Source organism: Mycobacterium sp., assembly GCF_039583785.1.
GTDB lineage: Bacteria > Actinomycetota > Actinomycetes > Mycobacteriales > Mycobacteriaceae > Mycobacterium.
The window spans coordinates 1-13,280 of record NZ_JAVKSG010000080.1; the positions used below are offsets into that span (position 1 = coordinate 1).

Consider the following 13,280-nt stretch of genomic DNA (forward strand, 5'->3'; position numbering starts at 1 on the left):
CCGCCGCCGACTTCGGCGGGCAGCGGCGGCGGCAGCGGCGCCGTCGACGTGGGTGCGGCCAACGTCGGTGCGGCGGCCGGGGCCTGAGGGTTCGCCGCCGGGGTTTGCGGCGTACCTGCTGGAGCTTGCGCGGTCTTCGGGCCGTGATAGGACGTCATCGGCTCACGGCGGATCACTCCGCTGGCGTCGCTGACCACCAGCGCGCTCGGCGTCACCGTGTAGGTGACACCGTCCTGCTTGGCGATGAAGCTACCGTCGGTGGACGCCGTGGCTGCGGCGATCAGTTTCGCGCCGTCGCTGATCCGCACACCGTGGTAGCCGTACTGACCGGCCGGACTCTTGCAGATCGCGACTCGCGAGTTCGCCGTGCTGCCGAACGCGACGGCGGTGTTCGGTGCCGCGCAGCGGGCCGCGGAGTCGACGAAGCCCAGCGCGTCGGTGGCTGGATCGGCGGCCGCCAGAGGTGTGCCGATCGCGAGCAGCGTCCAGCACGCCGCCGCAGCGACGGCGATGCGTCGAGTGCAAGGCAGGTAAGAGGACATAAGCCTTGACGACACCACGGGCGAGGAGACGGATCCCGCACCCACGCCGCATGATCCCCGAATCGTTAGATTCTTGAGATCCACAAAGCTAGATTCGACGCCCATGGGACTGCTTTTCGATCCGAACACCTACCACCCGTCGCATTTCGATCCGGAAACCCGCCGTCGGCTGCGGGCGGTGATCGACTGGTTCGAAGACCGCGGCAAGGCCAAGCTGCTCCGCGACGACCTCGAGGCGACGTGGGTGTCGGACTTCCTGGACTTCATTAAGCAGGAGAAGATCTTCGCGACGTTCCTCACCCCGTCGGAGTACAGCGGCGGTGACCCGAACAAGCGCTGGGACACGTCCCGCAACGCCGCGCTGAGCGAGATCTTCGGGTTCTACGGGCTGTCGTACTGGTACGCCGAGCAGGTGACGATTCTGGGCCTCGGGCCGATCTGGCAGAGCGACAACATCAAGGCCAAGGAGCGCGCGGCCGCACAACTCGAGGCGGGCGGGGTGATGGCGTTCGCGTTGTCCGAGCGGGACCACGGCGCCGACATCTACAACACCGACCTGCTGCTGACGCCCGCTTCGGACAGCGACGACGACGGTGTGGTGTTCCGCGCGTCGGGGGAGAAGTACTACATCGGCAACGGCAACGTCGCCGGCATGGTGTCGGTGTTCTCGCGCCGCACCGACATCGACGGCGCCGACGGCTACGTGTGGTTCGTCGCTGACAGCGCGCACGAGAACTACGAACTGATCGGCAACGTGGTGCATGGCCAGATGTTCGTCAGCAACTTCCGGCTCAACGACTACCCGGTGCACGAGGAGGACATCCTGTGCACCGGCCCGGAAGCGTTCTCGGCCGCATTGAACACCGTCAACGTCGGCAAATTCAACCTGTGCTCGGGATCAATCGGTATGTGCGAGCATGCTTTCTACGAGGCGATCAGCCACGCCAACAACCGCATTCTGTACGGTAACCCGGTCACCGACTTCCGGCACGTGCGGGCCAGTTTCGTCGAGGCCTACTCGCGAATCATCGCGATGAAGCTGTTCAGCGACCGAGCCATCGACTACTTCCGCAGCGCCAGCCTCGACGACCGTCGTTACCTGCTGTTTAATCCGGTGACCAAATCCAAGGTCACGTCCGAAGGCGAAGCCGTGGTCACGCTGCTGTGGGATGTGCTGGCCGCCAAGGGGTTCGAGAAGAACACCTATTTCTGTGAGGTGGCCCGGTTGATCGGCGCGCTGCCGCGACTCGAGGGCACCGTCCACGTCAACGTCGCACAAATCCTGAAGTTCATGCCGAACTACATGCTCAACCCCGCGGAATACCCCGAGATCGGTACCCGCAACGACCCGGCCGACGACGTGTTCTTCTGGGCGCAGGGCCCGGCGCGCGGCGCATCGAAGGTGCAATTCGCCGACTGGGCAAAGGTTTACCAGCGGCATTCGAAGATTCCCAACGTCGGGCTGTTCTACGAGCAGGCGCGCGCGCTCAAAGAGTTGCTGCTGACCGCCGCGCCGGACCCCGAGCAGACGAAAGACCTGGACTTCCTCCTGGTGGTCGGTCACCTCTTCACGCTGGTGGTGTACGGGCAACTGATCCTCGAGCAGGCGGATCTGATCGGGCTCGATACCGACCTGGTAGACCAGATCTTCGAGGTCCAGATCCGCGACTTCTCCCGCCATGCAGTCGCCCTGCACGGGAAGGCGAGCACGAAGGCGCCACAACAGGACTGGGCCCTGGCGGCCGTGCGCAGGCCGGTGACCGACTCCAGCCGGTTCGACCGGGTGTGGGAGCAGGTCCGGGCCTACGACGGTGCCTACGAGATGCGGCCCTAGTTGGTGGGGCCGACCCGCGGCGTGACGTGCTGCCAGTAGCGCGCCCGCTTGGTGGCTGCGTAGGCCGCCCCGTTGGGCAGTGCGACGCGTCCGAAGGTGGCGGAGAAGTCCGCACAGCTCTGGGGCACTGAGCGGTTTACCTTCTTGTTCCGACCTGGCCGAGATTTTTGCGGCGGTAAAGCCGACGGCGTGCCTACGATCAGCGGATGCGTGATTCCAAAATTCTGATCACCGGCCCGACCGGACAAGTCGCCGTTCCGATCGCCAAGGCACTGGCGGCCGACAACGAGGTGTGGGGCATCGCCCGCTTCACCAACCCCGCTGCTCGCGAAGATCTGGAAAAGGCGGGAGTCCACTGCGAGACGGTCAACCTGGCTGCCGGCGAGTTCGACGGTCTGCCCAACGATTTTGACTATGTGCTCAACTTGGCGGTTGCCAAAAGCGGCGACTGGGACAAGGACCTCGGCGCCAACGCAGAATCCGTCGGCCTGCTGATGGCACACTGCCGCACCGCAAAAGCGTTCCTGCACTGCTCGTCAGCCGCCGTCTACGACCCCCCGGACGACGAGCCGCGTACCGAACGCTCCGCGTTGGGCGACAACCACAAACCGTTGTTCCCCACCTACTCGATCTCCAAGATCGCCGGCGAGGTCGTTGCTCGGACCATGGCGCGCGCTGTCGAGATTCCGACCGTCATCGCCCGACTGAATGTTCCCTACGGCGACAACGGGGGATGGCCGTTCTACCACATGGAGATGATGCTGGCCGGTATCCCGATCCCGGTGCCCGCCGGAGTTCCGGCCAGCTACAACCCCATTCACGAAGATGACATCATCGCGACGATCCCTAAACTGCTTGCGGCCGCGTCGGTGCCGGCGATCACCGTCAATTGGTGCGGCGACCAGACCGTCAGCCTGCAGGACTGGTGCCGCTACCTCGGTTCGCTGGTCGGCAAGGACCCGGTGTTCGAGGAGAGCCCACAGGCGTTGCGCGGCAATCCCACCGACGCGTCGCGGATGCACGAGCTGATCGGCGCCGGCACCGTGGACTGGCAGGACGGACTCCGCCGGATGGCGGCGAAGTTCCATCCTGAGCTCGTCGGCTAATCCTGTTTGGCGATCAGTTTTTTGAGCGCTTCACGATCGGGTGACAGCAGCTCGTCGATGCGCTGCTGGTTCACGTCAGCGACGATGATCTCACCGACTTCCTGGTAGACGTTGCTGAAGATGCCGTGCGACTTCATCTTTTCGGTCTGGTAGATGTTGTCCTCGGTCGGTGTCACGTAGTACACGATCTCGGGCTTGAAGCGGTGAATCAGCCACAGATGGATGACATCCATCAGCCGCTTCTGGCGCATCTTCTCGGCGAACGTGTTCTGGTCGCGCACCGTGAGGATGTTGCGGCCGTGCCGGTCCTTGATCGGGTCGACCACCACATTGGCCAACGGCTCGTCGGCGTTGTCGCCGTAGATGCCGAGGTCGAGAACGTCGGAGCCGGCGCGCCGCGGACGTAGCCGCACGGTCAGCGTCTCGCCGATCTTGTAGTGGTCGCCCCACAGCGCCAGCCACTCTTCCAGCAGCTTCTTCGGTACCTCGGTCTGCACCAGGTGCTGATGCTGCGTGGATCCCTCGCCCATCGACTTGGTGGTTGCGGTACGGCCGGACGAGGCGGCCAGTGCGGCGTCGCTGCGTGGTCCGCCGACCAGTGTTTGCGGTGTGCGGTAGGGCGATTCGACCAGTCGCATCTTGCGTTGCAGGCGGGCCAGCGCCAGCATGCCCTCCTGGCGCAGCGACGTCGCGAACTCTTCGGAGGCCACACCGTCGATCTGGTGGCCGCCGTAGGTGATGAAGTTGAAGACGAAGCCCATCTTGCCGAGTTCCTCAGGGAACGACCGCATCTCGTCGTCGGTCATGCCGGTGGTGTCCCAGTTGAACGACGGCGACAGGTTGTAGGCCAGCATCTGGTCGGGGAACTCGGCGTGGATCGCGTCGGCGAATTCGCGAGCGTCGACCAGATCCGCCGTCTTGGTTTCCATCCAGAGCAGGTCGGCGAACGGCGCTGCGGCAAGCGATTTGGCGATCGCGTACGGGATGCCGCCGCGGATCTGGTAGTAGCCCTCCGGTGTCTTGGCCCGCTCGCAGTCCCAAGCGACGTTGATGCCCAACTCCTTTGCCTTCTGCTGCGCGGTGTAAAGGGGTGCGCGCTGGGCGAACGCCCGCCATTCCTCGGCGCTCATGTCGTTCGAATCGCCTTCGTTCGCTGCGAATTCGAGAAGTTCAGCGACTGCTTCGCCGTATGTCATCAATCCCGCGTCGAGTTGCCAGGCGTCGACAAACGTCGATTCGATCTCGTCGAACACGGCGTCGATGGACTGCTGCGCGTGATCCGGCGACGCGGCTGCCTTCGTGATCAGCTCCGCAATGCCGTTGCTCTCCAGCCACGAGTCGGCCGCGGCGTATTCGCCCTCGGGCAGGGCATACAGCATGTGACCGTTGAGCTCTGTGAAGCCGGAGTCGTAGAAGCGGCGCACCATCGCCAGGAAGCACGCCTTGTACGACGGGATCTTCAGGTTCGTCGTGCCCAGCAGGAACGGCTGGTCGCGCTCGTCGGCGCGGCTGTCGAGCAGGTTGGCCGCCTCGGCGTCGGTGCGGGCGACGATGATGCCGGGCACTCGCATGATGTCGAGCTGGAAGCGGGCCGTGTTAAGGCGCTTGATCTGCTCATCCGACGGCACCAGCACCTTGCCGCCCTGGTGGCCACACTTCTTGGTGCCCGGTCGCTGGTCTTCGATGTGGTATCCGGGCACGCCCGCCTCGACGAACCGCTTGACCAGATTGCGGACATGCGGGTCGCCGCCGTGGCCGGTGTCGGCGTCGGCGATGATAAACGGCCGGTAGTCTACCGCGGGCGTCCGTCGGCGCTGTTCCGCACTCATCCGCAAGCGCAGGTATTGCTGGTTGCGGTCGGCGGTCAGCAGCGCGCGAACCAGGCCGGCGGCCTCGTCGGGCACCTGGGACAGCGGGTAGCTGGCCAGATCGGGGCCCGGGTCCTCGCTGATCGAGCCCTTGGCCGAGGTGGCCCAACCGCCGAGGTAGATGCCCTCGATGCCCATCCGCTTCATCGCCACGGCCTGCCCGGGCGAGTACGGCCCGAAGGTGGTGATGCTCTTTTTCTGGGCGAACAGCTCGCGCAGCCGCGGGTAGAAGGCCTCGGCGGCCTCCCGCGCGACGATGTAGTCCGACGGGATGGTGCCGCGCTGTTCGACGACCTGGCGCGCGGAGTAGAGGCGGGTGATGCCGTCGAAGCGTGGGCTGTCCATGTACTGCTGGGTGGCTGCTACGTCGTTCTCGAACGCGTGCTCAGACGGGGCCTGCGTCGCTGCATCCGCCTCGATGGTGCTCATGTTTTCTCCACTCTCCAGTTTCGACATCGTCCCGATTTAGCCTGCTGATGAGAGTCTATGGCGGTGGCACACCACGACGTTTCAAAATCGGATCTCTGCTCCGCCCAGCCGCAGCCGGCCTGCCGTCGACGCGAAGCGGCCAATCCCGGCGCAACCCCAGGTCGAGTGTGGGGTACTCAGGAAAAATGTCGTGACAGTCATTTTTCGACAGACATCGGGTAGTTCGCTCGGATAGGCTCTCCGGGCGCGGCGACGCTGCCGCGGACGAGGGGAGCGCAATGAGTTCTTCGCCAACGGCTTATGGGTCGCAATCCCTGCCTGCGGCGTTACCGCCGAGCCGCACCGTCGAGGTGCGCTCCGCCGATGGAACTCGCCTGCACACCGAGGTATTCGGTCCCGACGATGGCCATCCGATCGTTCTCGCGCACGGCATCACCTGCGCAATCCGGGTGTGGGCCTGCCAGATCGCTGACCTGGCACAGAACTACCGGGTGATCGCGTTCGATCACCGCGGTCACGGTCGCAGCGGGTTGCCACGCCGCGGCGGTTTCAGCCTCAGCCACCTGGCCGCCGATGTCGACGCGGTGCTCGATGCCACGTTGGCGCCGGGGGAGCGCGCCGTCATTGCTGGACATTCCATGGGCGGCATGGCAATTGCCGCCTGGTCGGACCACTACCGGCACAAGGTCGAGGCCCGCGCGGACGCCGTTGCGCTGATCAACACCACGACCGGTGACTTGCTGCGTGAGGTGCGACTGCTACCGGCTCCGCCACCGTTGGCCGCGGCGCGCGTTCTGGGCGGGCGTGCACTGATCAACATCTTCGGTTCGTTGACGGTGCCGCCCGGGGTGCAGCGGGCCAGTCGCGAGATGGTGTCGATGCTGGCAGTCGGCGCCGACGCGGACCGCGCGGTCGCGGCACTCATCTTCGAGTTGTTCAAGGCCACCTCGCCGGCCGGTCGCGGTGGCTGCGGCAAGGCTCTTGTCGAGGCGATGGGGCGCCGCCACATCGACCTCACCGGGTTGACCGTGCCGACGCTGGTCATCGGTAGTCAGCGCGACCGTCTGACGCCGCTGGTGCAGTCGCGCCGGATTGCCGCTGCGGCACCCAACCTGGTGGCTCTCGTCGAGTTGCCCGGCGGTCACTGCTCGATGCTGGAACGGCCGCTTGAGGTCACCCGGGAACTGCGCGGGCTGGCCGATTCAGTTGGGCTGCGGCGCGCCCTGTAGCCGGCGCGCGGCGAGGATGCAGAGCGCAGCGATGGGAAGCAGCCGCGCTCAGAAGCGGGTAGCGACTTCGGCGGCGGCCCGCTGCCCAGAACGCACCGCGCCATCGAGGAAGCCGGTCCACTCGTCGGCGGTCTCGGTGCCGGCCCAATGGATGGGCCCGACCGGACGTCGCAGCATCGGTCCGAAACGTGTCCAGGAACCGGGCGGCACCGCGGCCGTCGGTCCGCCGGGTGCGAATTCCTCAGCGCCCCAGCGGTGGTCAACATAGTCGATCGGCGTGAGAGCTTCGTCGCCGAACATCGCCGCCAAGCACTTCAGCGCCCGCTCGCGACGCTGGACAACCGGCAGCGCGTCGAAGCCGCGGGAGTCGACGAAGCCCAGCAGGATCCCGGGCCCGCTGGGGTCGGGGCTGACATCGAAGGTGATGAACACCGGACCCTGGTCGGACAGCGATTCGCCGGAGAAGCCTTTGTCACGCCAGAACGGTGTCGGGTAGGCGGCGTAGGCCTTGCTGAGCCGGCCCTGGGGCCACTGCGCGGGCAGCTGTCGGTGCTCGACGGGCAGTGCCGGGCTGAATTCGATGACGTTCCAATGCTCCGGCGGGACAGCGACGATGACGAATTTCGCTTCGGCCCTGCCCTTTTCGCTGCTAACCGTCACCCCGTCGGCATGGCAGTCGATGCGTTGCACAGCGGCCTGCAACACCACGCGATCGCCGAGTTCGGCTGCCGCGGTGTCGGCGATCTGTTGCGTGCCGGCCGCGAACCGGTCCTGCTGGGCGCCGTTCTCGACGTCGAGCATCCGGTCCAGCCCGCCGGCGGCGCGCGCGTAGCGGGCGGCGTGCAGCATCGACACGCCGTCGGGTTCGCAACCCCAGGTCACCCGCGCCACGATCGCCAGCAGGTCGCGCGTGGTGGCGCTGGCCCGCACCGACCGCAACCACTGGCCCAACGACTGGCCGTCCAACGTGGCGGCGCGCCGGGCGGTCCACGGCTCGCTCAGCGAGATGGATCGCGCGATGCGCTCGAATTGCCAACGCACACGGCCGAGATCGAGCAGACCTGCCAGCGACAACCGCGGGATGGTGCCGTTGTACGACCGCACCGCGCCGCGCCACCGGATCAGGTTGGCGCCCTCGTGGTAGGTCGGAACGGTGGTGATGCCGAGGTCTGCGGCCAGCTTCAGGACTGAGTCCTGCGTCGGGCCCACGAACGTGCCGCCCATGTCCACCGGGATGCCGGCGACCTGACCGGTGTAGGAGCGCCCGCCGACCCGATCGCGACCCTCGAGCACCAGCACGTCGTGGCCGAGTCGGCTCAGCTCACGGGCGGCGGAGAGTCCGGCGAAACCGGCCCCCACCACCACGACGTCCGCAGTCCAGGTTGTGTCGGGCATGCCCATCAGTCAACCCTATCGGCGCTGCGTAGTGTCGGGTTCGATAGCCTCACTCCTGCTCAGGCGACTGCGCCGCCTGCATCGTCGTAAGGCGGCCCGGTGAAAGTATTCACAGCTCTCTACGGCCTGACCGATGCCGCCGAGCGCGCTCGGGAGCTCCGCGATGCCGGTGCCGGTGGGGTCGCCACTTTCGAGGGCCGGCACGACGTGTTCGCGCCGTTGACGCTGGCGGCGACCGTGCCCGGCCTCGACCTGATGACCAACGTGGCTATTGCGTTCCCGCGCAACCCGATTCACCTGGCTCATCAGGCCAACGATCACCAGTTGCTGAGCTCCGGCCGGTTCATCCTCGGGCTGGGCACCCAGATCCGCGCGCAAATCGAAAAACGGTTCGGCGCCGAGTTCGACAGACCGGTGGCCCGGATGACCGAACTCATCGCGGCGCTGCGGGCGATCTTCGCGGCCTGGGATTCCGGTGAGCGGTTGGATTTCCGCGGCGACTACTACCGGCACACCCTGATGACGCCGACCTTCAACCCGGGGCCGAATCCTTTTGGCCCACCACCGATCTACGTCGGCGCGCTCGGCCCACATCTGACCCGCGCCGTCGCGCAACATGCCGACGGTCTGCTGGTGATGCCGTTCGGTTCCAAGCGCTTCCTGCATGAGCACACCATGCCCATCGTGCGTGACGCTCTGGCCGGCCGTGAGCACGATCGCTTCACTGTGCTGCACGAGATCATCGTCTCCGCCGGCGACACCGAGGCCGAACTCGACGCGGCGCACACGCGAACGCGTGCGCTGCTGGCGTTCTACGGATCGACGCCGGCGTATCGGCCCGTGTTGGCCGCGCACGGCTGGCAGGACCTGCAGCCCGAATTGAACACGCTGTCCAAGCAAGGGCGCTGGGAGGAGATGGGCGGACTCATCGACGACGAGATCCTGCACACCATCGCCGCCTGTGGTACCCCCGCCGACGTGGCCCGACACGTCCGGGAGCGCGTCGACGGCGTCGCCGACACCGTCTGCCTCTACCAGGCGGCACCGATGGGTCTACCGACGCTGGCGGCGATCATCGACGAATTGCGTTAGGGCGCAACCGTCAACCAGTCGGTGAAGCCGGACGGGTCGTGGCGGCCCAGCGCGCCGTGTTCGTAGAGGCCCCAGCCCTCGACCGGGTCGCCGTCGCCGTCGCGGCATACCGCGCGCCCGACATGGTCGATCACGCCGAAGCCCGACCGGCCGATGATCGCCGGGTCGGTCATGTCGTAGGTGAGCCGTTCAGTGAACTTCGCGCCCTTCCACATGCCGTGCAGCCAGTCTGAGTCACCGCCGTAGCCGCCGCCGACGTGGATCGGTACCGGCAATTTGGACTCGACGTCGAAGTGGACCGGCGTGCCGTCGGGTGCGGTCGCGTCGATCGTGGCGCCGGTCGGGATGCGGGTGCCGGACGTGTAGTGGATCTTGACCCGCGGCCAGCCCAGTTGTTCCACGCGGCCGTCGCGCCAGATCCGGGTGCAGTCGTTCAGCGAGCGGAACCCGTCCGGGGCTTCCTGGATGATCAGCACGACGGCGAAGTCCTGGAATGCGATTGGCACATACAGCCACCACATGCCTTCGAACGGTGGGTCGGCGGGCCGGCCCGCCGGCTCGGGTTCGCCGATCGGCCGGATGCCCCAGGACCGGTCACGGCTGCCGATCCAGGTGGCGGGGCGCACGGGAATCTCCTTGCCGTCCAACATGATCTGTCCGCTCCAGCTGCCGAGTTGCGCGAAGCGCTGCGCGTCCAGGGTCACCCGGTTTCCGGAGCGCATCAGGTGCGGCTGCTCCTGGACGACGTCGAACAGGCCCTCCCAGGTGAGATCGGCTGCGATGCCTTCGGTTTCAGCGAGGGTGATGCGCAGCTTGTGCAGCGGATCGATCACCTCGACCCGGTAACCATTGACGTGCTGGTTCAGCCGGTCGGAGTCGATGGCGTCGGACAGATGCACCGCGGTCTGGGTGTCGCCGCGCCGGATGAGCAGGAACGCGTCCTTCACCCCGAGGTTGGGGTAGTAGCCGATGCCGCTGATGACGAAGATGTCCCCGGTGCGGTCGTGGGCGTTGAAGTAGGAGCGATCGTAGAAGTTGCGGTCCGAGGAACCCGGCCACGCGATGGGCTGGGCGACCTGGTGCACCGGGAACTCGTCGAGCGGGCCTAGCATTTGCGGCATTACCGCTCCTCTCCGATAAGGCGTCTCATCAGTCCCGAGTGGTAGAACAACGACTCGACGTTGTCAGGCTTCTCCGTTTCGCCGAAGTGCACCCGCCGCGCGCCGGTCCGCATGAACACGCAGGCCCACATCACGCCGGAGTAGACGTAAAACCAGCGCAGGTCGCCGATCTCGACGCCGGTGAGCCGCTGATAGGTGGCGCGGACGTCTTCTTCGCGCATCACCCCGGGTAGCCCGTCCAGGGTCGCCAAGCCGGCGAGCTCTTGAAAGACCATGTGCGCATAGATCATCCACGCGACATCGAGTTCGCGCGGACCCAGAGCCACCATTTCCCAGTCCAGCACCGCCACCGGGTGGAAGTCACGGTACAACACGTTGCCGACTCGGGCATCGCCCCACAGCAGCACGGTTTCGCCTCCGGCCGCATCCTGGGGCCAGTTGTCCTCCAGCCAGGTGAATGTCCGCTCCAGCAAGGGTGATCGGCCGATGTCGGGCACCGCGAAGTCGTACCAGGACCGGACCCAGTTGACGTGCCGGCGCAGGGCGGTATCACCCGCCTGCCCGTCGGCAAGGAAGCCAAACGTCATCTCGGCGTGTGGAATCGAATGCAGTGACGCCAGCACCGACACCGTGGCGTCCTGGAGTTCACGCTGGCGTTCGACGGGCGCGTCGGCGAACCAGTTGCCGCCGAAGGTGTAGGGCATGACGTCCGGTGGCACCTCGCCCTCGACGTAGTCCATCAAGAAGAACGGCGTGCCCAGCACTTCGCCGCTGGATTCCAACCAGCGCACCCGCGGCACCGGTACGTCGGTCAGCTCGCTGACTTGGCGGATCACCTCGAATTGGTGGTCGAGCCGATAGGTGGGGAACACCTGGACGTCCTCGGCGGAGGGTGCCACCCGGGCCACCAGCTTCTGTTCGACCGGCGTGCCGTCGTCGTCCCAGCGCGCGGTCAGGATGATGGTCTCCGACGACATGCCGGTCGAGTCGACACCGCTTTCCACGGTGATCGCGGGCGTAGCGCCGCCCGGGAGCACCGTCGACAACCACTTCGACATCACCGCCGGCAACGTGGTGACGTCGCGGCTCGAGCGCTGGAGCTTGTCGACCTGGTCGAGTACAGGTTCATGTGGCACGGGACGCCTCCTTCGTGAGGCAATTACGATACGGTGGGTAGCGTTATGAAAGCAGACCCATCTGCGGTTGACAAGGCCCCGGGTGCCGGGCGGCCCCGGGACCCGCGTATCGACGCTGCCATATTGACGGCGACCGCGGAACTGCTTGTGCAAATTGGGTATTCGAATCTGACCTTGGCTGCGGTCGCCGAGCGGGCCGGAACGACAAAGACAGCGCTGTATCGCCGGTGGTCGAGTAAGGCCGAGCTGGTTCACGAGGCGGCGTTCCCGGTGGCGCCGACGGCGCTGGTCGGCCCGACCCGCGGAATGGCGGCTGACCTGCGAGCGATGATCGCGGCCGCGCGTGACGTGTTCACCACCCCGGTGGTCCGCGCCGCGCTGCCGGGGCTGGTCGCCGACATGAGCGCCGACCCCGAACTCAACGCCCGGGTGATGTCGCGGTTTGCGGGTTTGTTCACCGCGGTGCAAGTGCGGCTCAGCGAAGCGGTCGACCGCGGTGAGGTGCACCGTGATGTCGACCCGGATCGGTTGATCGAGTTGATCGGTGGGTCCACGCTGCTGCGGATGCTGCTGAGTCCGGACCAACCGCTCGACGACTCCTGGGTGGACCAGACCACCGCGATCCTCGTGCACGGCGTCACCCGAGATGTAGGGTCGGGCCGGTGACCGGACGACTCGAAGGCCGCGGCGCGATCGTTACTGGTGCCAGTCGCGGGCTGGGCCGCGAGATCGCGCTGGCGCTGGCGGCCGACGGGGCAGCGGTCGCAGTGGTCGGCCGAACCGAAAGTGTATGGGACGAGCGGCTTCCCGGCACTATCGGGAAGACCGTTGCTGACATCGAGGCCGCCGGTGGACGCGCTCACGCGATCCGCGCGGATCTGCTCGACCGCGACGACATATCCCGACTGGTCGATGAGACGCGAGATGCATTGGGCCCGATCACGATCCTGATCAACAATGCGGCGTTCACGGCGCCGGGCCGTCCGCCGAAACCCGGCGACGACGCGCGACCCAAGCCGACGAAAGCGCAGCAGAACGGTGCCAAACCGGACTTCCCACCGCTGGTCGGCACGCCGCTGGGTGCCTATCGGCGGCACTTCGAGATCGCGGTGTTCGCCGCCTACGAGCTGATCCAGCTGGTCTACCCGGACATGGTGGCCGCGGGCGCCGGTTCGATCGTCAATATCAGCTCGGTCGCCTCTCGGCTACCGGGCGATGGGCCGTATCCCGACCGCAGTGCCGGTGTGTTGCCCGGTTACGGCGGGTCCAAGGCCGCGCTGGAGCACTTGACGTCCTGTGCTGCTTACGATCTGGCGCCGCATAACATCGCGGTCAACGCGTTGTCGCCGTCCAAAGCGATCATGACGCCCGGTCTTTCGTATTACGCCCGCGAGTTCGCCGAGGTGTCGCCCCCTGCGGAGTTCGCCCGCGCGGCGGCGGAGTTGGTGCTGGTGGATCCGGCGGTGGTGACGGGGCGGACGATTGGTCACCTGCAGGTGCTGGACGGCAGCTTTCGCGCGTTCGGCTA

General features: G+C 66.4%; 12 protein-coding genes. 6 read left to right on the plus strand and 6 right to left on the minus strand.

Annotated features, from left to right (window positions below; translation table 11 throughout):
• Window positions 1–542: hypothetical protein (locus tag ABDV69_RS18020; protein ID WP_343576822.1), on the minus strand; the 542-nt coding region annotated here is incomplete at its 3' end.
• A gap of 103 nt (window positions 543–645) precedes the next feature.
• On the opposite strand from ABDV69_RS18020, the gene ABDV69_RS18025 reads away from it, so the two are divergent.
• Window positions 646–2,376, plus strand: coding sequence for an acyl-CoA dehydrogenase family protein (locus ABDV69_RS18025; protein ID WP_343576824.1), 1,731 nt, complete (start codon window positions 646–648; stop codon window positions 2,374–2,376).
• Here the strand turns inward: ABDV69_RS18025 and ABDV69_RS18030 are convergent.
• Window positions 2,373–2,504, minus strand: a complete 132-nt coding sequence (locus ABDV69_RS18030; protein WP_343576826.1) for a hypothetical protein — start codon at window positions 2,502–2,504, stop codon at window positions 2,373–2,375. The genes ABDV69_RS18025 and ABDV69_RS18030 overlap by 4 nt on opposite strands.
• 78 nt (window positions 2,505–2,582) lie before the next feature.
• On the opposite strand from ABDV69_RS18030, the gene ABDV69_RS18035 reads away from it, so the two are divergent.
• The gene (locus tag ABDV69_RS18035; RefSeq protein WP_343576828.1) at window positions 2,583–3,482 is read left to right on the plus strand and encodes an NAD(P)-dependent oxidoreductase; all 900 of its coding nucleotides are present in this window, start codon (window positions 2,583–2,585) and stop codon (window positions 3,480–3,482) included.
• Here ABDV69_RS18035 and aceA read toward each other — a convergent pair.
• Window positions 3,479–5,779 (minus strand): isocitrate lyase ICL2, encoded by a 2,301-nt coding sequence (aceA, locus tag ABDV69_RS18040; protein WP_343576830.1) that lies wholly within the window; start codon window positions 5,777–5,779, stop codon window positions 3,479–3,481. The genes ABDV69_RS18035 and aceA overlap by 4 nt on opposite strands.
• A gap of 278 nt (window positions 5,780–6,057) precedes the next feature.
• Between aceA and ABDV69_RS18045 the strand changes: the two genes are divergently transcribed.
• On the plus strand, window positions 6,058–7,008 hold the full coding sequence (locus ABDV69_RS18045) for an alpha/beta hydrolase (RefSeq protein ID WP_343576832.1): 951 nt from the start codon (window positions 6,058–6,060) through the stop codon (window positions 7,006–7,008).
• Window positions 7,009–7,056: 48 nt separating this feature from the next.
• On the opposite strand, the gene ABDV69_RS18050 is transcribed toward ABDV69_RS18045, so the two are convergent.
• A complete protein-coding gene (locus tag ABDV69_RS18050; protein ID WP_343576843.1) occupies window positions 7,057–8,403 on the minus strand; it encodes a flavin monoamine oxidase family protein in 1,347 nt (448 codons plus the stop codon).
• A gap of 99 nt (window positions 8,404–8,502) precedes the next feature.
• Here ABDV69_RS18050 and ABDV69_RS18055 point away from each other — a divergent pair, with 99 nt between their 5' ends.
• Entirely contained in the window at window positions 8,503–9,495 is a 993-nt protein-coding gene (locus ABDV69_RS18055; protein ID WP_343576834.1) for a TIGR03617 family F420-dependent LLM class oxidoreductase, read from the plus strand.
• Here ABDV69_RS18055 and ABDV69_RS18060 read toward each other — a convergent pair.
• Both ABDV69_RS18060 and ABDV69_RS18065 read right to left on the minus strand, forming a co-directional pair.
• Window positions 9,492–10,616 (minus strand): hypothetical protein, encoded by a 1,125-nt coding sequence (locus tag ABDV69_RS18060; RefSeq protein ID WP_343576835.1) that lies wholly within the window; start codon window positions 10,614–10,616, stop codon window positions 9,492–9,494. The genes ABDV69_RS18055 and ABDV69_RS18060 overlap by 4 nt on opposite strands.
• Complete coding sequence (locus ABDV69_RS18065; protein ID WP_343576837.1) at window positions 10,616–11,752, minus strand: phosphotransferase family protein; 1,137 nt, start codon at window positions 11,750–11,752, stop codon at window positions 10,616–10,618. The genes ABDV69_RS18060 and ABDV69_RS18065 overlap by 1 nt, the downstream gene beginning before the upstream one ends.
• Window positions 11,753–11,797: 45 nt before the next feature.
• Between ABDV69_RS18065 and ABDV69_RS18070 the strand changes: the two genes are divergently transcribed.
• Window positions 11,798–12,418 carry a TetR/AcrR family transcriptional regulator gene (locus ABDV69_RS18070; RefSeq protein ID WP_343576838.1) on the plus strand — a complete coding sequence of 207 codons (621 nt, stop codon included), beginning with the start codon at window positions 11,798–11,800 and terminating at the stop codon, window positions 12,416–12,418.
• Window positions 12,415–13,280: SDR family oxidoreductase (locus ABDV69_RS18075; RefSeq protein ID WP_343576841.1), on the plus strand; the 866-nt coding region annotated here is incomplete at its 3' end. The genes ABDV69_RS18070 and ABDV69_RS18075, both read left to right, overlap by 4 nt.

Coding starts and splice junctions, on each gene's coding strand:
- ABDV69_RS18025 (WP_343576824.1), top strand. CDS start 646: ATGGGACTGCTTTTCGATCCGAACACCTACCACCCGTCGCATTTCGAT.
- ABDV69_RS18035 (WP_343576828.1), top strand. CDS start 2,583: ATGCGTGATTCCAAAATTCTGATCACCGGCCCGACCGGACAAGTCGCC.
- aceA (WP_343576830.1), bottom strand. CDS start 5,779: ATGAGCACCATCGAGGCGGATGCAGCGACGCAGGCCCCGTCTGAGCAC.
- ABDV69_RS18045 (WP_343576832.1), top strand. CDS start 6,058: ATGAGTTCTTCGCCAACGGCTTATGGGTCGCAATCCCTGCCTGCGGCG.
- ABDV69_RS18050 (WP_343576843.1), bottom strand. CDS start 8,403: ATGCCCGACACAACCTGGACTGCGGACGTCGTGGTGGTGGGGGCCGGT.
- ABDV69_RS18060 (WP_343576835.1), bottom strand. CDS start 10,616: ATGCCGCAAATGCTAGGCCCGCTCGACGAGTTCCCGGTGCACCAGGTC.
- ABDV69_RS18070 (WP_343576838.1), top strand. CDS start 11,798: ATGAAAGCAGACCCATCTGCGGTTGACAAGGCCCCGGGTGCCGGGCGG.